Below are 19,892 nucleotides of genomic sequence, written 5' to 3' on the forward strand. Positions count from 1 at the left end.
GTTAATTTTAAATACCGAATACTTTTTTTGAGTTATCTGTTGTTATTCTAGCGACCTCTGCAACATCCATTTGGTGTATATCCGCAACTTTTTGCGCGACGTAATAGAGATAGCTACTTTCGTTTTCTTTTCCTCTAAAGGGGGAAGGAGCTAAGTAGGGGGCGTCCGTTTCTAGCACGATATGTTGTAGGTCTATCTCTTTAACCACCGCGTCTAGCCCAGCATTTTTAAAGGTCACAACGCCGCCTATGCCTAACGTAAATCCCAAATCAATAGCCTGTTTCGCTTGTTCGAGTGTGCCGGTGAAACAGTGGAAAACACCAAATAGCTTCGCGTCCTTCAGTTCCTCCAATAATTCGAATAATTCCTCAAAAGCCTCCCGGCAGTGAATGTCGATGGGTAGTCCCATAGCTTTTGCCCAGCCAACCTGAATGCGGAAAGCGTCGCGTTGAAAATTTAATGTGCTTTTATCCCAATAAAGGTCTAAACCGATTTCTCCTATACCGTAAATCGGGCTCTCGGAAAGCTGCTGTTCGAGTTGTTGCAATTCTTCCTTGTAGTTTTCCCTAACAGAACATGGGTGCAATCCCAACATGGGGAAACAATTCTCCGGATAGGCATCGACGGTTTGCATTACAAGAGAGAAGGAGTCGGTGTTCACATTCGGTAGAAACAAACGCTGAACGTTTTTATCGAAACAGCGCTGCAGTTGTTCATCCAATGTCGCCTTATCTGCATGATAATAGATATGCGTGTGTGTATCGGTGAGTATATAGGGTTCAGTAGACAGTGTCATTGTGGGCTAAATTTAGGGCTTTCCACCTAAATCACCTAATGAGGATAAAAAAATATGATATTTTTAACAGGTTTTGGATTTCTTTGCTAATTCCTAAAATGCGGATGCTGTGCACTAAAACCCATTTACAAGCTGGAATCCAAAGTAGGCCGAGCTCCTGTAACGCTTTAAGGACCATAAGCAGAAATAGCGCAAAACCACCTACTGCTATATTTGTTATTATATATATGGGTACACTAACTTCGATTGCGACGGCGGTACCTCGATATGGGCAAAAACAGATGCAGATATTTGAGGTCGTAAAAAAAATACATGCCAACACGGAAGAGGATGAACGCAAACTACGGTTTATGTACAGATCGAGCGGTATCGATACCCGTTATTCGGTCGTTCCTGATTTTTGTCCGGACATAGGGGATAGCAAACTTTTGGTCAACGATAGCGACACGACGATCCAGCGAAAGCTTGAAGACCGGCTAACGATATACGACGATGAAGCGATTAAATTAGCTGCAGAAGTCGTAGAGAAATGCTTGCCCGATGAGATTGAACGAGATAAGATTACCCATTTGATAACCGTCAGCTGCACGGGTGTGAAAGCACCAGGGATAGATATAGGCTTGATTCAACGATTTAATCTGCGGAGTGATATTTGTCGCACCTCTGTAAACTTCATGGGATGTTATGCGGCTATCCATGGTTTAAAGCAAGCATATTATATTACGGAAAAGGACATCGACGCGAAGGTATTGCTCGTATGCGTAGAACTGTGTACCCTGCATTTTCAAACTGATCGGACAATCGATAATGTGACCAGTACCATCATTTTCGGAGACGGAGCTGCTGCTGCACTGATAGAAGGCGATAATGCGCGTACCAGCGGTTGGCAATTAGCAGATTTCTACAGTGAAATAAATTTTGACGGCATTGATGACATGGCCTGGCGGATTTCAGCGAATGGTTTTCTCATGACTTTGACCAGCCAGATACCCGCTATATTGGAGCGTACCTGCGATGCGGTCATCGGACGTGCGCTACAACGCTACAATATAGGAAAAGATGACGTGGATCTATGGTGTGTACACCCCGGCGGAAAAAAGATACTGGAAGCCATTGAGCGAGGCGCCGATATTACAAAGGAACAACTGAACGCCAGCTACGAGGTGCTTCGCGATTACGGTAATATGAGTAGCCCAACCGTACTTTTTGTATTGGAAAAAATGATTAGGAACAGCCCACATCGTGCGAAAAAAAAGAATATGGTCGGCATGGCGTTTGGTCCGGGTTTAACCTTGGAAACTTTTTATCTTTATCATGTCTGATTTTCTAAAACGCAGTGACGAAAAGGAATTGTTAGATAATCCGTCGGTTCCATTTGAGGATATTAAGCAAACCATGCAAGAGCTGGGTACGATTAATACCTGGCTGGGTGGGCATCGCACGACTTTGATGGGCTTAAAGAAGCTATTAAATAACAGAACGAAAGTGAGTGTTTGTGAAATTGGTTGTGGAGGAGGCGATAATCTGGCCGTGATTTACAAATGGTGTCAAAAATACCGAATCGAAGCGGAGCTTACAGGTATCGATATCAATCCGCATGCTATCGCGTATGCGAAGTCACGTTATGGCATATTAGACATTCAGTTCATATGTGACGATTATCGGGCGACTAGGCTTGCTAAAAAACCGGATATTTTTTTTAACTCACTTTTCTGCCATCATTTTGATGAGGGAGATTTGGTCGAGATGCTGCGTTGGATGCGCGTAAATAGCCGATACGGCTTTTTTATAAACGACTTACACCGACATCCGTTTGCCTATTACAGCATCAAATGGTTAACAAGACTATTTTCGAAATCTTATCTAGTCAAAAACGACGCCGCACTATCTGTGCAGCGTGGATTTACGAAAGCAGAGTGGGTCAATCTGTTTGAAAAGGCAGGCCTTGGCGCGGCGACTATAGACTGGCGATGGGCTTTCCGATATCTAATTGTGTGTACGAATGGTCGATATTGATTATGATATCGGCATTGTCGGTGCTGGCTTAGCTGGCTTAACCACCGCTATACAGTTACGGAAAAGGGGTTATTCTGTTGTCATCTTTGAAAAAAACAGTTTTCCTTTTCACCGAGTCTGTGGTGAATACATTAGTTTGGAAAGCTGGGATTACCTCGTCGATTGTGGTATTGAGCTAGCGGGCATGACGCTACCGGTTATTAAGAATCTACAGGTAAGTACTTTAAGCGGGATATTGTTGAACACGGGTCTCGATTTAGGCGGTTTTGGTATTAGCCGTTATACAATAGATGGTTTACTTGCTATGCGTGCTCGGGAGGTAGGGGTAGAGGTTCAGGATAACTGCAAGGTAGACCATATGGAAAGGCGTTCAAATTATTATTTGATCCATTCCCCAACTGCAAGTGTCCGGGTTCGGATGGCTATCGGTGCTTTCGGAAAACGTAGTAATATCGATGTATATTGGAAGCGCGACTTTATATCGAGGAAACCAAATGCACTCAACAATTACATCGGTATAAAGTATCACATCAAAACCGATTTTCCAGACGATACAATCGCGCTACATAATTTTAAGAATGGTTATTGCGGTATTTCTAAAATTGAAGACAACAAATATTGTCTTTGTTATTTGACAACAGCATCTAATTTGCAAGACAGCGGCAGTATTAAAGAGATGGAACAGCAGTTTCTATATAAGAATACCTATTTGCGGCAATTGTTTGAACAAAGCGAGTTTCAATATAACCAACCACTCTCGATTTCTCAGATTTCATTTGATACAAAGGAGCCTGTTTTCGCCCGTACACCACTTATCGGAGACACGTGTGGTATGATAACCCCGCTTTGCGGGAATGGCATGAGTATGGCTATGCATAGCGGTAAATTGCTTACCCAACTAGTCGATAAATATTTACAAAAGCAACTCTCACTGGATGGAATGCTAGCAGCATACGTGGACGAATGGAAGAAGCAGTTCGCTGTACGTCTGCAGGCTGGACGCTTCGTGCAACGCCAATTGGGCAAGGAATGGCGAACGAATCTATTCATATCGTTGCTGAAAAAATTCCCTGCCATAACAAATCGGATCATAGAAAAAACGCACGGTAAAAACTTCTGAGTTATAAAAAAGGCGAACGGGATAGTTTTCCGTTCGCCTTTTTAAATAAAATAACTAAAAAATTAATTTGCAGCTGTTGAATCTGCCGGAGCTTCTTTTGGTCCAGGTACAATATCAACCAATTCCACATCAAATACCAGTGGGGCATATGGAGGAATCTTGCCGCCACCACGTTCACCGTATCCGATGCTTGATGGAACTAATAACGTTGCTTTAGAGCCTTTGCTCAATAACTGTAAACCTTCTGTCCATCCTTGGATAACAGGATCATGGCCTACACGGAAACGGATAGGCTCATATTGGCGCATTGGATTAAATACATTTTCTTTTTTTGCGACGTCGGCATCATTAGTGTCAAAGATTGTACCCGATACAAGTGAACCAGTGTAGTTAACTACTACTGTGTCTCCTAGAGCTGGCTTGTTTCCGGAACCTTCTTCTTTTACTACATATTGTAAACCGGAATCTGTTTTCTTAGGGTCCAACTTATTTTTCGCTATGTAGTTTGCCAATTTACCTTCTTCAGCTTGTTTCAGCGTTTCGATTTCTGTTTTGAAATATTCGTCGACTTGTGCATACATGGCAGAATCCGTCAAATCTCCTTTTTTGAAGTGCTTTCTTACCTTTACCTTGAAGGTAGCGTATTTGTCTGCAAATTCTGGTTTCGGCTGCCCAGTTTTTGCAGCCATAGTATCTAAGTCCAAACGGAAAATAGCGCTATCGCCTTCTCCTAACATTTTGAACATGGAATTATAATCACCAGCATATAAGCCTGGGATAGAATCTGGAGCAATATTGACGATTTGAGGTAAACCGATGTCGTATGTGCTTTGCAATAAGGAGTCCTTACGATCTGATGTTACGATCATGTCTACCGATAATAAATCGCCTGGCTGCGCTTTTTCTGCTCCTGCGTCTTTAACAATGTTATATTCAAGACCGCCATCGCCTTTCTTGAAATTTTGGCAACTGGTTGTAGCTAGTAAGCCTACAGCGGCCGAAAGGAATAAAATTGATTTCTTCATTCTGATATAGTCACTTAAGTTATGTTGTTAATATTTCTTTATATGCAGGCAATATAGATTTGAACTTGTTTACCACTTGGCTGAGTTGTTCTGTCGAACTTCCTCCCGCAGCGTTTAAATGTCCTCCTCCGTTAAAGTATTTTTTACAAATTTCATTACATGGAATTTCTCCAGTCGACCGCAAAGATAATTTAATTAATTCAGTTCTGTCAATAAATAACGCTGCTAATCGGATACCTTTAACAGACAAGGCGTAGTTTACCAGTCCTTCCGTATCACCCGTGGTCACTTGGAACTGTTCTAAATCCTCTTTTGTAACAGCGAATACTGCCGTGTTATACTCGGGGATAACTTCCAGGCAGTTTAATAGGCAATAACCCAAAAATTTTAATCGATTTTCAGTAGAGCTATTGTAAACGTGTTCGTGAATTTCCCAGTTCTTAGCTCCCGATTCGATAAGTTTAGAGATAATTAAATGTACCGCCGCAGTGGTGGAGCGAAAGCGAAATGAACCGGTATCTGTCATGATGCCTGCATATAGGCAAGTAGCAATTTCCGGTGTTATACCCGCTACGTCGTCACAGGCGTCGGTGATAAATGTATAGACCAGTTGGGCGGTAGCTGCGGCCGTAGCATCCCAATAGCTGAGGGACGCAAAATCTTCAGGATCCAAATGGTGGTCTATCATCCATTTTTGACCTTTTGCGGCGCGAAGAACAGGTTCCAAAATATTGGTACGGCTAAGTACACTGTAATCCAAGCAAAAGATAATATCGGCATCTTGTATAAGACGTTCTGCCCGCATTGTTTCATTCGGAAAGATAATAACGTCGTCACGCCCTGGCATCCAGTTTAGGAAGTCTGGGAAATCAGATGATAATACGACTTCTACTTGGTGACCTTTCGTTTTTAGCCAATGATATAAACCTAAAGAAGAGCCTAGTGCGTCTCCATCGGGTTTGTGATGAGTGGTGATAACGATATTCTTAGGTTGGGCCAGTAAATGTAAATTATTTTCTCCTGTCAGCATAAATCTTATAAGTGTGCAAACCTACTATTATTTTGCGGGTTGCAAAAATTTTTACTATTATCTCTTTCTTAAAAAATGTTAAGATTTGTAAATTGTGGGGCAGCTTAATGTCCGCTTAATGTTTGAATGCATATAATTTTCGGTCCCGTCTGACACAAAGCAAGTAGGTCGTACTATTGTAGTCGATTTTACCATAATAGAAATTCGGTAGCGCTTCAATAGGAAAACCATCCTGTATTGAGCCCTTTTCATCAAACAGATAAACAAGATAATTTTTACGAGAAGCAACTCCTAGTAAATAGTTATTTGAACGATCTGTAAAATACTGCGGACGGTCGTTTATCTCCTGCGTAAATGTAAAATCGAATAATGTGCCGTTATCCTGTATATTTTTTATCAGCAAGTGTTTTTGGTCGATAATCGCCATACGATACGCGATACCATCCGCGTTCGGAAAATACGAAATCAAAGATTGGGTTCCTCCTTGTTCCAGCTTTGTGGATTTCGGTTCTTCGTTAAAATCTATAGTAAAAGAAACCTGAGCAGTATCAATGGCATACACCGCGGGTCGGTTCTGTTCCAACTTGGTAATCGCTATAGGGTTTTTAAACTGACTGTCTGCTATAACTTCTTCTTTAAGAAGATTCCCTTGCGCATCGAATTGATAAAAATGACCATTTTCTGTCCCTACAAAAACTTGATTGCTGTGTACTTTGATATCAAATAATATTTTTCCATCCAGCTGCTTATCACCCCAGTTTTCCACCTTTTTTCCGTCTGCTGTGTACACCAGTAAATCACGGCCTGCAGGAATGAAGATCAACTGTTCGCCACCAACGTTGCTAATCGTAGGCGTATAGGTCGGTTCGCTATCCATCCCTAATGAAAAACCGGGCAAAGAATGACCCTCTGGGTCAAATCGATAAAGCCTGTTTCGGTCCGTTACTAACACAATGGATCGGTCATCCAATTGTTGAGCTTCACCAACTATACGTCCGTGGAATACGGTAGACCAAAGTTTAATACCCGATGGGCTAATAGCGTGCACAGAATGATCTTGCTCTTGAATCAAAATAAATTGGCTGGTATCCGAATGTTCAAAAACTTGCGGTGCGGTAATCGGCCGATTGTTAAACGCATACACCCAGTCGGCTGTTGCACCCAATGCATTTTTACTTTTGTACACACCGTAAATACTAGATTGGAAATTACCATTATTACCCGCTATCTGAATAGACCAGGAATAAAAATCTTGATAACCGAAATCGTTCTTATCACGAAAACTTTTGCTATAGGCCGATTTGAGCAGATTGTTAATAGTAGCTGATGATGCGCTTGTGCGAACGAAACAGGTGATATTGGCTTCGTTTCCCTGTATTCTCTCTGAATTTTTGAAACCTAATGTGTTGGTCAATAGGTTGGCACCTCTCCAATCACGTTGATACGCAGTCAATAGGCTTTGGTATTTGGCCAGCACGAGAATATTCCCTACACGCAAGAAGAATGGACGGGTGAACGATTTGAGCGGATCGCCATAAAGAGCGTATGGAATATTCGAATGGTCTAATCGATAGAGAGAATCCGATATCCTCGTGGCCATAGATGAAATGAATGCATCTAGCTTCGTAGAATCGGCGACCGAAATAAAAGCTAATTCAGTTTGGTTACTTTGTTCTACCAAAGCAAATTCTCGTCCAAAAATAGGACGTATATCCTCTTCAAAAGAAACATCTTTGCTTTTTTTCATTTCAGCAAACTGTGCCTGCAGCTGTACAAGTTCGTTCCGCCGTTTTAACAACGCTAGTAGATCTTTTTGGAATCTGTCGGAATCGCTGATAGCGAAAGAGAGGTAAGAAGCAGTGTTTTCGGGGAAATAATTATACAACGTCTGTGACGTTTTCCCCTGATTTCCGAACAGTTCGATGTAGTTTTCTTTGTTATGCTCCGTCTTGCTTTCGCCGCTCAATATAAGGGCATCATTCTTGAAACTTAGATTCCATGCGGATTGCCCGCCGAGGTTGTTGAACAATTTGATGAAATGGCCTGCCTTTCTGCGCATGAGGTGAGCTGCGATACGGGGTATCTGTTCATGAACAAAATACACACTGAGGGGAGAATTTCGGCTGTTATTTTCTACAAAAAAATCAATTTCGTCTTTCTCCAATTTGGGAGCGTGTTTGTCCATAACCTTATATAATAGACTATCCGAAAAGGAAGCAAAGAAAATGTTTTCATGATATACAATATGAAATACAGAATCCTTACCCCCCCTATCGAGGCTGTAGATACGGCTTTCAAGCGTGTCTTTTTGCCTGACGGTGTAGGTAGAAGTGACTTCCTTTAAGAACGAAGAAATGGTCTCCCTATCCATCGACGTTGACGTGGGGATAGTAAACAAGGTAGCAATTGTTTCTTTTTCTGGATGAAAAGAAACGTATAGGTCGGCTTCATTTACATAAGGTTGGATCATAGAATGTCTAAGGAGCTTAGCCTTTAACGTCTGCCATTGCTCAAATTCCTGTCTTCCAGCTATGGCTTCGAAGATTTCAAAGTCCTTGAAAATGTTGTCGGTAGTGGCGTCGTTTTTAAAGGTGGTAACCAGAAACGTTTCTTTGGGGAGGAAAGTGAGCGGCCGGAGCGTTTCTTTTTTCTCTCCTTCTAAATCTGCAAAATAATATAGGGAAGCACCAATAATGGCGACAAACAATAAAATGGTAATGATAATCGTATTTCTCATCAAACGCAACCTCTAACGGATTCAAACCTAAATAAAAAGCTTTGCATTCACGAACCAGATGTTAAATGGGCTCATGCAAGCGTTTAAAAATAAACAAAAATGCATAATACCAAGATATAAAAATTATCGCGGCTAATTCATTTTGTTTGCAATTTAATTGCGTATCAGTGTTTTATATTTGTTCGACTTCAAGTTTTCCAAATTGGAAATTTGTTTTGTAAAATTTAAAATACAATATGTGGTATATTTTATTACATTTATACCCACGGAAGAAATATCACTTGAATACAATCTCTTTTATGAATAAACAAATTATACTGATAGCTTCTTTGTTCGGGTTGACGGCCGTAATATTAGGGGCATTCGGAGCACATGGCTTAGAAGGGAAAATTAGCGATTATCATCTGGAAACATGGAAAACAGCAAACCAGTATCACTTTTATCATACTTTTGCCTTGCTCTTCTTATCGACTTTTTCCAGGGCTAAGAACGCCTCTATACGTATTTCTTTTATTGCATTTACAATTGGTATGCTATTGTTTTCGGGATCGCTATACCTGTTAAGTGTCCGTTCATTAATCGGAATAGACGGGTTGGGGTGGTTAGGGCCAGTGACACCGCTCGGCGGACTTTGCTTTATGGTAGGATGGGTAGGGTTGTTTGTGGCTGCTGTCCGGAATCGGTCTTAAGTTTTATGTTCTTTTTTTCCATAAAAAAGAACCAAAAAATTCGTCGCTTCGGATGTTTTACATGTGGGATAGTATTAAGGATGAATTTCTACAGTTGTAAAACATCCGGAGGCGACATTTTAGTGTTAATAAGGGATAATACAAATGCGTAACATAAAGCGATCAATAATTGATGGCGGTTACGTAGATTAAAATGACCTTATATTGTTCTGCGGTCATTTTTATGAAGGATATTCCGTAAAAAACAGCATGTTGTCTGAGCGGAGCGAGTTTCATGCTGTTTAGGAATAGGCAAAGAAAAATAGCAGAACAATATTAAGTCTTGATTTTTTGTCCCCTTTTTTATCAAGAAAAAAGGGGAAAGATGAATTATGTCAGAAACCTCTTTATTTCATAACGATCGAGAGACGTTGTTTGTTGATGTTATTTTACCATTATACATTGCCAAAACATACACTTATCGCGTTCCTTTAGAATGGAATGCTGATATTGCGATTGGAAAGCGTGTCATCGTACAATTTGGCCGCAACAAAATCTATGCGGCAATTGTTCATAGGATTTCCAAAGAAGCGCCTTTAAGTTACGAGGCGAAGTATATACTCAACGTAATAGATGACAATGCGGTGGTTGATGCCAACCAGTTAGCTCTTTGGGAATGGATTTCAGGATATTACATGTGCTATTTGGGAGAGGTTATGCAAGCGGCGCTACCCGCGGCTTTAAAGATGGCGAGCGAAACAAAAATCGCAGCCTCCGAAAATGCAAACCTAGATCGTTCGCTTTTATCCGACAAGGGATATATGGTCATGGAAGCGTTGGATGTGGCCGGAGAGCTGACAATAAACGATATCGTTAAGCTATTAGGGCAGAGCACCGTTTTTCCACTGCTAAAGAAGCTGTTTGATCAAGGGTATATATTAATATCAGAAGAGATCAAAAACAGATATGTGCCCAAGCGTAAAGCCTGTTTAAGATTCGCACCGGAGTTCGATGATGCCGAAGGCATACGGACCATGCTTGATTCTTTAAACCGAGCGCCCAAACAACAGGATGCGGTATTAGGCTTTATGCAGCTTCGAAAAGCTAAAACTGATATTACTCGGCAGGATATTATGGAGCTGACCGCTGTGAGTTCGGGGATCGTCGCATCCCTGATCGAAAAAGGAGTGTTTGTTGTGGAGGAGAAGATCGTCTCTCGTTTAGGAGGAGAAGAGGTCGAAGTAACATCAGATTTTATTTTCAATGCTGGGCAGCAGCAAGCTTTCGATCAAATAAAAGGCTTTTTTGAAACGAAAGACGTTGTGCTTTTGCGTGGCGTCACTGCTTCGGGCAAAACACAGATTTACATACGGCTGATTGAGCAAGCCATTAAGGACGGTAAAAATGCCTTATACCTTTTACCAGAAATAGCACTTACTACGCAGATCACGGATCGCTTGAAATTGCATTTTGGAGATAAACTAGGGGTTTATCATTCGAAATTTAATGATAATGAGCGGGCGGAGGTATGGCACAAGGTATTGAAAGGAGAGTATAAGGTGGTAGTAGGCGCTCGTTCGTCTGTATTCCTGCCTTTTCAGCATTTAGGCTTGGTCGTGGTCGATGAAGAACATGAGAATTCTTACAAACAATATGAACCTGCCCCGCGGTATCATGCTCGTGATACGGCGATCTATTTAGCGCACCTACAACAAGCAAAAGTACTGTTGGGATCAGCCACGCCGTCGATAGAAAGCTACTACAACGCGAAGGCGGGTAAATATGGGTTAGTCGAATTGACGGAGCGCTTTGGAGAATCCCAATTACCCGAGATACAAATAGTCAACGTAGAAGAGCAAGGCCGTAAAGACCAAATGTTTTCTTATTTCAGCGGTATTTTGTTACAGGGGATCACCGATGCGTTGGAGCGAAAGGAGCAGGTCATTCTGTTTCAGAACAGACGTGGGCATACACCATTTATGCAGTGCAACACTTGCGGTTGGGTGGCTAAATGTGTGAATTGCGATGTTAGTCTGACTTATCATAAGTCCACCAGTCATTTGCATTGCCATTATTGCGGACATACCGAACCTCCGGTGCAAGTTTGCCCTGCTTGTGGAATGCCACATATCGAGAGCAAAGGTTTTGGGACCGAAAGGGTAGAAGAGGAGCTGGAATTGTTGCTACCCCAAGCGCGACTGGGACGGCTAGATTTGGACTCTACCAAAGGGAAATATGGATTTGAGAATATTATCACGGCGTTCGATAACCATGAGTTTGATATTCTTGTGGGTACACAAATGGTGGCAAAAGGATTGGATTTTGGACGCGTTAGTCTAATTGGCATTATCAATGCCGATGCAATGATTAATTTTCCTGACTTTCGTGCCTATGAACGAGCCTTTTCATTGTTTTCGCAGGTAGCAGGGCGCGCTGGGCGCCGGAAACATAAAGGAAAAGTAATTATTCAAACGCATACTCCAAATCATAGGGTGCTCGAACAAGTCATTCAGCATGATTATGAAGGTATGTTCATGACGGAGATAAAAGAACGTAAAAACTATCAATACCCTCCTTTTTATCGCATCATTAAATTGGATGTTCGTCATACAGAAATGCAGTATGCTAGTGATGCGGCCAGCCGTTTGGCAAACTTGCTTCGTGCGCAGCTGGGTGATAGGGTATTAGGGCCGGAACCACCGTTGATATCCCGTGTCCGGAATCATTTTATTCAAACGGTAACCTTAAAAATAGAGCGTTCCAATGTGAGCATTACCCGCGTGAAAATGTTAATCAGCCAAGCGATAACGCAATTTGGCATGGAGAAGCAATACAAAGGCGTACGTATTTCTATTGATGTAGATCCCTACTGATCGCCTCGCTCTTTCCATTGCTTAGCGAACGATTTTTCAGCGAGTTTTGGTAATTTCCGATGCGGTCCCCACGTTTTCTTGAAGAAATTTTGTAAAAAGAAATTTTTCGTTTTTCCACTGAAAAAATCGATCAGTCCACGACGTTGGACGATATAAGCAAATATTTTCCAGGTGCGTTTTTCCTTTTTTGACACTAGATCTTGTTGCACCGAATCCCGACGATTAAGTAAAGCCAACCGGAGGAAGTCGATGTCAACAGCACATGCTTCGAAGCATTTTCCACAAAGGGGTGAAGCGTAAGCCGGATGTTTTAACTCCGATACGCTATTTAAGTTGGAAGGTACAAGTGAATTGATTAGGGTCTTGTAGCTGGTGTCATACGTTTGTCCGGCAATATTTTGGTAAGTTGGACATACATTTAAGCTGGCTTCACAACAAATACAGTAAAGCGCTTGGCGCTGATCATTTTTTTCCAATACATTGGTCCGACCGTTATCCAGTAAGATAACATACATTTTTTCTGGACCATCCGCATCATGCTCTTGTCGGGGTCCGCTTAAAATTGTATTGTATGCAGTGAGATTTTGCCCCGTTCCGTGGGAAGCTAGTAAAGGCCAGAATAAATCCAAGTCGTTGATGCTCGGGATAATTTTCTCTACTCCGGCTAATGCGATATGCACTTTCGGAAAGGAAGTAGTAAATCTTGCATTCCCATCATTCTCCGTAATGGCAATACTTCCAGTATCGGCGATAATAAAATTTGCGCCGGAGATACCAATATCTGCCCGCACGTACTTTTTCCGTAACAATTCACCGGCTTCTATTGTCAGTTGTTCTGCTGAGGTATCTAACGGCGTTTCAAAATCATGCTCGAAGATTTCAATTTTTTGTTTTTCTAAATATCGGTTAAGCTCGATTTCCTCCGCTACCATTGACTTGGATTTCGCTACAGATTGCGCTTGATGACGCGCCATAATTTTGGCTATCTCCTGGCGGGCTTCTTCCGCATCGTTCGCCCAGATCACCTGTCCGCCATTTTTAGTGAAGTTGGTTTCGAAATCCAACAAATAGCGCTCTAGGTTTTCGATGGTTTTCCACTTCATAAGATGGGCTTTCTTTTTCGAATTTTCCAAATCGAAAAATTTACTTTTGCCGCGCTCGAACGCCAGACTATATTTATCAATATTCGTGTTGATAATCTCTCGATGGCGTTCGTTAACGGAATTAACCACGGCATCTCTTAAAAATTTATCTGCAACAAGCTCTCCCATGAGGTAAAACTAATCTTTTTTCGAAAGATATACAAGGTGCTGTAATTAAGAAGGATCTTTGTGTTCGTTGACCGTCCTTCAGGTGTGGGTCACCTTCACTAGGCTTTCCCTCGGTCAAGGTTCGATAGTACTAGTAGGTGCGCGCGAGATGGGGGAGAAATCTAGGCGAAGTCGGTACGTGGCTAACTCGGACACAATACGGACTCATGTTGGACTCATCTGCTTTCTGAGTCGAAGCAATATCGCATCACTCGCGAGCCATTCCCGGGTAAGAGAGGAATATAAAGAGAGTCTATACTCCCATTGTGTTAAGTAATGGGAGTACGCTATATTATCCTTTTATATTCAGCACTAGGCTTAGTTCGTCCAGCTGTGCATTATCAATAGTCGCCGGTGCGTCAATCATGACATCGCGGCCTGCATTGTTTTTCGGGAAGGCGATAAAGTCGCGAATAGTTTCCTGCCCGCCCAAAATAGCTACCAAACGGTCGAGACCAAATGCCAGCCCGCCGTGTGGAGGTGCGCCGTATTGGAAGGCATTCATTAAGAAGCCAAACTGCTCCTGTGCTTCGGCTGTTGTAAACCCCAGATGTTTAAACATCAGCGCTTGTGTTTCCTTATCATGGATACGGATTGAGCCGCCACCAATTTCATTGCCGTTCAACACCAAATCGTACGCGTTAGCGCGAACTTTTCCCGGCTCTGAGTCCAGAAGATGTATGTCTTCTTTTTTTGGAGACGTGAACGGATGATGCATGGCATGGTAGCGTCCCGTTTCGTCGTCCCATTCTAGCAAAGGAAAATCCATGACCCATAACGGCGCAAATTCATTCGGTTGGCGTAAGCCCAACCGGTTGGCCAATTCCATCCGAAGCGCGCTTAGCTGTGCGCGCGTCTTGTTCGCTGGACCCGACAATATCAAAATAAGATCTCCCGCCTTTGCTCCTGTAACTTCTGCCCATTTGGCAAGGTCAGCTTGGTCATAGAACTTATCGACAGATGATTTGAAGGTTCCATCCAGCTCACACTTACAATATACCATGCCCGAAGCGCCTACCTGCGGACGTTTTACCCAGTCAATTAAGGCGTCTATCTGTTTACGCGTGTAAGAAGCCGCATCCGGTACAGCAATACCGACAACGAGCTCAGCATGGTTGAATACACTGAAATCTTTATGCTGTGCAGCAGCGTTCAACTCGCCAAACTCCATGCCGAAACGGATATCTGGTTTGTCATTTCCATATTTGGCCATAGCTTCATCGTAGGTTATACGGGGAAACTGTGTTATGTCGATGTTGTGAATCGTTTTTAATAAATGTCGGGTCAAGCCTTCAAACACCTTTAGGATATCTTCTTGTTCGATAAATGACATTTCGCAATCGATCTGCGTAAACTCGGGTTGACGGTCAGCTCGTAAGTCCTCGTCGCGGAAACATTTTACTATTTGGAAATACCTGTCAAGACCACCTACCATCAGTAATTGTTTGAATGTTTGCGGTGACTGCGGTAGGGCGTAAAACTGCCCGGGGTTCATACGGGACGGAACAACGAAATCTCGTGCTCCCTCAGGTGTAGATTTAATTAAATAAGGGGTTTCTACCTCGCAGAAGTCTAAATTCGATAAATAATTGCGTACTTCTTGTGTAACTTTGTGACGAAACAATAGGCTGTTTTTTACCGGATTGCGACGGATGTCTAGGTAACGGTATTTCATCCTCAAATCCTCCCCTCCGTCGGTTTCGTCCTCGATAGTAAAGGGAGGAAGTTGAGCCTCGTTCAGTATCGTTAATTCGTTGACGAGGACTTCAATTTCCCCCGTAGGAATATTCAAGTTTTTAGATTCCCGTTCGATAACGGTACCTTTTATCTGTACAACATATTCGCGTCCCAAAGATCGTGCTCGTTGCATCATGTTTTCGTCGGTGCGTGCTTCGTCGAAGATTAGTTGCGTGATTCCATAACGGTCACGTAAGTCTACCCAGATCATAAATCCCTTATCGCGTGACTTTTGAACCCAGCCCGCTAATGTGACTTCTTTATTTATGTCGGCTGCTCGTAATTCGCCGCAATTGTGACTTCTGTACATGTTCGCAAAAATATCGGATTTTATGGAGAATAAAGATTTGTTTGTTCTTTTTTTCGTTCTCCCACTTTGCCCCACATTCGGCTATGATATCGCACTATCCACCTTTTAAAACTATTCTCGACGCGGGAAAGTGCGGGGTAGAGGGATGCACCAAATTTAAAGTGGTGAGTTCTGCGCCACTTTTGTGGTCAAAGATGGGAAAAAGCCTTTTTGTAGTACTTCTTCGATGTGGAAAACTTTTTTGTGTCATATTGTGGGAGAAAGTGGGGGAAAGTGTATACTTTTACATTAAAATTTAGATTAGCTATATAGACTGTGAACTATTTAATCGGAGAATACGAATGCAAGCTGGACGCCAAAGGTAGGGTGGTGGTTCCTGCCGCGCTCAAAAGGCAACTGCCTGATGTGGAGCGGGATGGGCTTGTTGTGAACCGTGGATTCGAGAAAAATTTAGTCATTTATACGCGTGCAGAATGGAATAAAATTTTGAAGCAATTGTCTAGGCTTAATCAATTTCAGCCGAAGAACCGGGATTTTGTAAGAAAGTTCATGAGTGGGGCAACAGAATTAATGCTTGATTCGGCAGGTAGGGTTTTGATGCCGAAGAGCCTGTTAGAATACGCAGAAGTGGGAAGTGAACTGGTGTTGGCTTGTAATCTGGAAAAAATTGAGGTTTGGTCTAAAGCAAAATACGAAGAACAGTTGGATGCGATATCGGAAGATGATTTTTCAGACTTGGCTGCGCAAGTGATGGGCGCATTTGATTTGGAAGGAGGGCAGGATGGCGAGTGATCCTACAGTTTACCATGTTCCGGTAATGTTGGGTGAGTGTATGGATGGACTGGGTATTAAGCCGGATGGTGTATACGTGGATGTAACCTTTGGTGGCGGTGGCCACTCACGCGAGATCTTGAAAAGATTAGGCGATAATGGAAGATTGATAGCGTTTGACCAAGATCCAGACGCAGTAAAGAACACGTTGGATGATCCGCGGTTTACCCTAGTTCAGCACAATTTTAGATTTTTGAAAAACAATCTTAGGTTACTGGGTATCCGACAAGTGGACGGGGTGTTAGCTGATTTAGGGGTTTCTTCTCATCAGTTTGATTCGCCGGACCGTGGTTTTTCTATTCGTTACGATGCGGATTTGGATATGCGGATGGATCAGGTGGCTGATGTAGATGCGAAGAAAATATTGAATACATACGCGGAGGCGGAGTTGCACCGCATTTTTGGTATGTATGGAGAAATACAAAATGCACGTTCACTGGCAAAAACAATCGTAACAGCGCGTCCAAATGCGCCTATAGAAACTGTGGGGACTCTGAAAGACATAATTAAACGTCTAGTTCCGAAAGGAAAAGAACATAAATATCACGCGCAGGTATTTCAGGCTTTGCGCATTGAAGTGAATGAGGAATTGGGGGCATTGCAGGAATTTTTGGAACAAACCGTTGCTGTGCTAAAGCCGGGTGGGCGATTGGTTGTCATGTCCTACCACTCATTGGAAGATCGGTTGGTGAAGAATTTTATGCAAAAAGGAAAATTTAAAGGAGAGGTGGAGAAGGACTTCTTTGGGAATAAAATAAAGCCATTTAAAGTCATTAGCCGTAAAGCGGTGACGGCGAGTTTAAGTGAATTGGCGACAAACAATAGGGCGCGTAGTGCTAAATTGCGTATAGCAGAGCGTGAGGCTTAAATTTTTTGAGAGATATGTCCAAGAAAAACACGGTCAGAGACAAAGAGTTAAGCGCAGAGGTTCAAGAAAAAATGAATGAATCTGTTGAAGAGAAAGTGGAGGAAACACAGCATTTCCTTCGTTCTATTTTTTCAACAAAGCGTTTGTCTAGCTATTTGGTGGCGAGAAATCTGCCGTTTGCGGCATTTGTGGCACTTCTTGGCTTACTGTATATTTCGAATCGGCATTTGGCAGAAAGAACAGTTCGGACTATTGATCGGTTAGGGCGAGATGTGAAAGAGTTGAGTTGGGATTACAAATCACTATCTGCAGAGTTGATGAAGCTAACAACGCAAACCGAGATTGCGAAACGGGCGGATACCTTAGGATTGAAAGAACGTTTGGAGCCACCCATTAAATTGGAAGTAGTAAAAGATAAAAAGTAACAAGACAGACACGGAGTCGTATGAATATTAGGAAGACTATACTTATTCGCGTATACGTGGCATTCGGCCTCATGGTGCTTTTTGCACTGACGGTGTTCGGTAAGCTTTTGCATTTGCAATATGTAGATGGCGGAGAATGGCGCGCAATGGTGGATAGTTTGACTATTAGCGAGCGCGGAATTGAAGCCGCCCGAGGTAATATCTATGCTAATGACGGTAGTCTACTGGCTACGTCGGTTCCAGAATATGAACTTCGATTTGATGCTATGTCGATACCGTTAGAGGCGGACGATGTGTTTCACTCAAAAGTGGATTCTTTAGCAACACGTTTGTCGACACATTTTAAAGATAAATCTTCGCGACAATACTTGGTTTTATTGAAAAATGCACGAGCAAAAAGACAGCGGTATGTTCTCGTCAAACGGAATGTTTCGCATCAGGACTTAAAGATCATTAAGACCTTTCCTTTGTTTCATGCATTTAGGGAGGGTAGGAAGAGATATCCTACAAGCCTGGTTACCATACGGGAGAATAAGCGGATTTTGCCTTTTACCAATTTGGCGGCTAGAACTATAGGATATAAAAACACGAAGGGAGATACGGTGCTAGTGGGCTTAGAAGGTGCGTACGGAAAGTATATCGATGGAAAGAGTGGTTCGCAATTAATGCAACGTATTGCGGGTGGTGTCTGGGTGCCTGTCAATCGGGAGGTAGAGGTTGCCCCGGTCGATGGTTCGGATATTATTTCGACACTGGATGTCAATATGCAGGACATGGCGCAGCGTGCCTTACAGAAGCAGTTGATAGCGAGTGATGCAGACAATGGTTGTGTTGTGGTTATGGAGGTAAAGACGGGGGAAGTAAGAGCTATCGCAAATTTCACACGGGATAAGGAAGGTGTTTTTCGGGAGAAATATAATTATGCTATAGCACAGGGTGCAGATCCGGGATCTACGTTTAAATTGGCCAGCTATTTGGCTTTGTTGGACGATGGCTTTGTGGATACATCGAGCACGGTGGATATAGGAAACGGTACGTACAAAGTGCCGGCACATACGATACGTGATTCGCATGCTCCCAAAAAATCTGTCCTGACGGTGAAAGAAGCTTTTGAAGAATCTTCGAACGTAGGTGTTGCGAAGTTGATAAATACCTATTACGGACAGAAACCGGAAAAATATACGTCGAAATTACATCATTTTGGATTGGGTAAGCCTTTGGGTTTGCAGATTCCAGGTGAGGCAATTCCTTGGGTGAAGACACCCGATAGTAGGACGTGGAGTAAGCTATCGCTCGTGCAAATGGCTTACGGTTACGAATTACGGTTGACACCGTTACAGACGTTAGCGCTTTACAACGCGGTGGCCAACGATGGGGAATTGCTGGCACCGTTGTTTGTGAAGGAAATTCGGCATTTGGGTAATACGGTGGAACGTTTTGATGCGAAGGTGCTTAACAAGCAAATTGCATCGAAAGAAGCTATCCGTAAAATGCAGGCGATGTTGGAAGGGGTGATGACAGAAGGAACAGGTAAGCGTTTGAGCTCACCCTTGTATACTTCAGCAGGTAAAACGGGAACCGCACAAATGAACGATGGTGCGCGAGGATACGGGCAGCGTCGTTATCAATCATCCTTTGCAGGATATTTTCCGGCTGAAAACCCGAAATATTCTATGATTGTGGTAATTCGAAACCCAAGAAAAGGATACTACGGTGGGGCTATCGCTGGACCAGTCTTTAAGGAATTGGCAGATATGATTTATGCAAATGATTTAACCTTGCATGGAACGCTAGCAAACAGAAAAGTAAATACGTCCGGAGCAAAATTACCACTTACACTGAGAGGCTCGAAAGAAGCATCAAATATTGTTTACCAAGCGCTAGGATTTAAGCCGTCAAATTGGGAAGCGATAGCGCAGACGACAGATTCCTCCGCCAAAGCCGCTCCTTTCGTGGAGGCTCAGGTGAAAGAAGGAGTTGTACCGAACGTATTGGGTATGGGTTTGTCCGATGCGATATTTACGATGGAGAATGCTGGGTTTAAAACAAAGATTTCGGGCTGGGGTAAAGTGGTTAATCAGTCCCTTATTGCGGGAAAAAGATTAAAGGCAGGTACACCAATCGAATTGGTGTTGAATTAGAAGAT

General features: G+C 42.7%; 15 protein-coding genes. 9 read left to right on the plus strand and 6 right to left on the minus strand.

Going from position 1 to position 19,892, the window contains the following annotated elements; genetic code table 11:
• Positions 1 to 7: 7 nt before the first annotated feature.
• Positions 8 to 796 carry a TatD family hydrolase gene (locus C5749_RS13750; RefSeq protein WP_105726724.1) on the minus strand — a complete coding sequence of 263 codons (789 nt, stop codon included), beginning with the start codon at positions 794 to 796 and terminating at the stop codon, positions 8 to 10.
• A 227-nt stretch (positions 797 to 1,023) separates the two neighbouring features.
• On the opposite strand from C5749_RS13750, the gene C5749_RS13755 reads away from it, so the two are divergent.
• From C5749_RS13755 to C5749_RS13765, 3 genes are read left to right on the plus strand one after another with little or no spacing between them, the layout of a single operon-like run.
• Positions 1,024 to 2,118, plus strand: a complete 1,095-nt coding sequence (locus C5749_RS13755; RefSeq protein ID WP_181151424.1) for a type III polyketide synthase — start codon at positions 1,024 to 1,026, stop codon at positions 2,116 to 2,118.
• Complete coding sequence (locus C5749_RS13760) at positions 2,111 to 2,812, plus strand: methyltransferase domain-containing protein (RefSeq protein WP_105726726.1); 702 nt, start codon at positions 2,111 to 2,113, stop codon at positions 2,810 to 2,812. The genes C5749_RS13755 and C5749_RS13760 overlap by 8 nt, the downstream gene beginning before the upstream one ends.
• Positions 2,799 to 3,932 (plus strand): NAD(P)/FAD-dependent oxidoreductase, encoded by a 1,134-nt coding sequence (locus tag C5749_RS13765; RefSeq protein ID WP_105726727.1) that lies wholly within the window; start codon positions 2,799 to 2,801, stop codon positions 3,930 to 3,932. Before C5749_RS13760 ends, C5749_RS13765 begins: the two co-directional genes overlap by 14 nt.
• Before the next feature lie 62 nt (positions 3,933 to 3,994).
• Here the strand turns inward: C5749_RS13765 and C5749_RS13770 are convergent, their stop codons facing one another.
• The 3 genes from C5749_RS13770 to C5749_RS13780 all read right to left on the minus strand — a co-directional run bounded on the left by C5749_RS13770 (position 3,995) and on the right by C5749_RS13780 (position 8,724).
• Positions 3,995 to 4,957, minus strand: coding sequence for an FKBP-type peptidyl-prolyl cis-trans isomerase (locus C5749_RS13770; RefSeq protein WP_105726728.1), 963 nt, complete (start codon positions 4,955 to 4,957; stop codon positions 3,995 to 3,997).
• Between the two features lie 19 nt (positions 4,958 to 4,976).
• Positions 4,977 to 5,987, minus strand: coding sequence for a DHH family phosphoesterase (locus tag C5749_RS13775; RefSeq protein WP_105726729.1), 1,011 nt, complete (start codon positions 5,985 to 5,987; stop codon positions 4,977 to 4,979).
• 115 nt (positions 5,988 to 6,102) lie between these two features.
• A complete protein-coding gene (locus C5749_RS13780) occupies positions 6,103 to 8,724 on the minus strand; it encodes an NHL repeat-containing protein (protein ID WP_105726730.1) in 2,622 nt (873 codons plus the stop codon).
• A gap of 299 nt (positions 8,725 to 9,023) precedes the next feature.
• On the opposite strand from C5749_RS13780, the gene C5749_RS13785 reads away from it, so the two are divergent.
• Together C5749_RS13785 and priA are read left to right on the plus strand one after the other, a co-directional pair.
• A complete protein-coding gene (locus tag C5749_RS13785; RefSeq protein WP_105727057.1) occupies positions 9,024 to 9,413 on the plus strand; it encodes a DUF423 domain-containing protein in 390 nt (129 codons plus the stop codon).
• A gap of 371 nt (positions 9,414 to 9,784) precedes the next feature.
• On the plus strand, positions 9,785 to 12,265 hold the full coding sequence (priA, locus tag C5749_RS13790) for a replication restart helicase PriA (RefSeq protein ID WP_105726731.1): 2,481 nt from the start codon (positions 9,785 to 9,787) through the stop codon (positions 12,263 to 12,265).
• On the opposite strand, the gene C5749_RS13795 is transcribed toward priA, so the two are convergent.
• Together C5749_RS13795 and aspS are read right to left on the minus strand one after the other, a co-directional pair.
• A complete protein-coding gene (locus C5749_RS13795) occupies positions 12,259 to 13,536 on the minus strand; it encodes an LUD domain-containing protein (RefSeq protein WP_105726732.1) in 1,278 nt (425 codons plus the stop codon). The genes priA and C5749_RS13795 overlap by 7 nt on opposite strands.
• Before the next feature lie 331 nt (positions 13,537 to 13,867).
• On the minus strand, positions 13,868 to 15,622 hold the full coding sequence (aspS, locus tag C5749_RS13800; protein WP_105726733.1) for an aspartate--tRNA ligase: 1,755 nt from the start codon (positions 15,620 to 15,622) through the stop codon (positions 13,868 to 13,870).
• A gap of 315 nt (positions 15,623 to 15,937) precedes the next feature.
• Here aspS and mraZ point away from each other — a divergent pair, with 315 nt between their 5' ends.
• Genes mraZ through C5749_RS13825 form a run of 4 tightly spaced genes read left to right on the plus strand, consistent with a single transcriptional unit; the run spans position 15,938 to position 19,887 of the window.
• Positions 15,938 to 16,414: a division/cell wall cluster transcriptional repressor MraZ gene (gene mraZ / locus C5749_RS13810; RefSeq protein WP_105726735.1), complete on the plus strand. Its 477-nt coding sequence runs from the start codon at positions 15,938 to 15,940 to the stop codon at positions 16,412 to 16,414.
• The gene (gene rsmH / locus C5749_RS13815) at positions 16,404 to 17,321 is read left to right on the plus strand and encodes a 16S rRNA (cytosine(1402)-N(4))-methyltransferase RsmH (RefSeq protein ID WP_105726736.1); all 918 of its coding nucleotides are present in this window, start codon (positions 16,404 to 16,406) and stop codon (positions 17,319 to 17,321) included. The genes mraZ and rsmH overlap by 11 nt, the downstream gene beginning before the upstream one ends.
• Positions 17,322 to 17,335: 14 nt before the next feature.
• Complete coding sequence (locus C5749_RS13820) at positions 17,336 to 17,746, plus strand: FtsL-like putative cell division protein (RefSeq protein ID WP_105726737.1); 411 nt, start codon at positions 17,336 to 17,338, stop codon at positions 17,744 to 17,746.
• Between the two features lie 20 nt (positions 17,747 to 17,766).
• Positions 17,767 to 19,887 (plus strand): penicillin-binding protein, encoded by a 2,121-nt coding sequence (locus C5749_RS13825; protein ID WP_105726738.1) that lies wholly within the window; start codon positions 17,767 to 17,769, stop codon positions 19,885 to 19,887.
• Positions 19,888 to 19,892: the final 5 nt, after the last annotated feature.

The organism is Sphingobacterium gobiense, from assembly GCF_002980575.1.
Lineage (GTDB): Bacteria > Bacteroidota > Bacteroidia > Sphingobacteriales > Sphingobacteriaceae > Sphingobacterium > Sphingobacterium gobiense.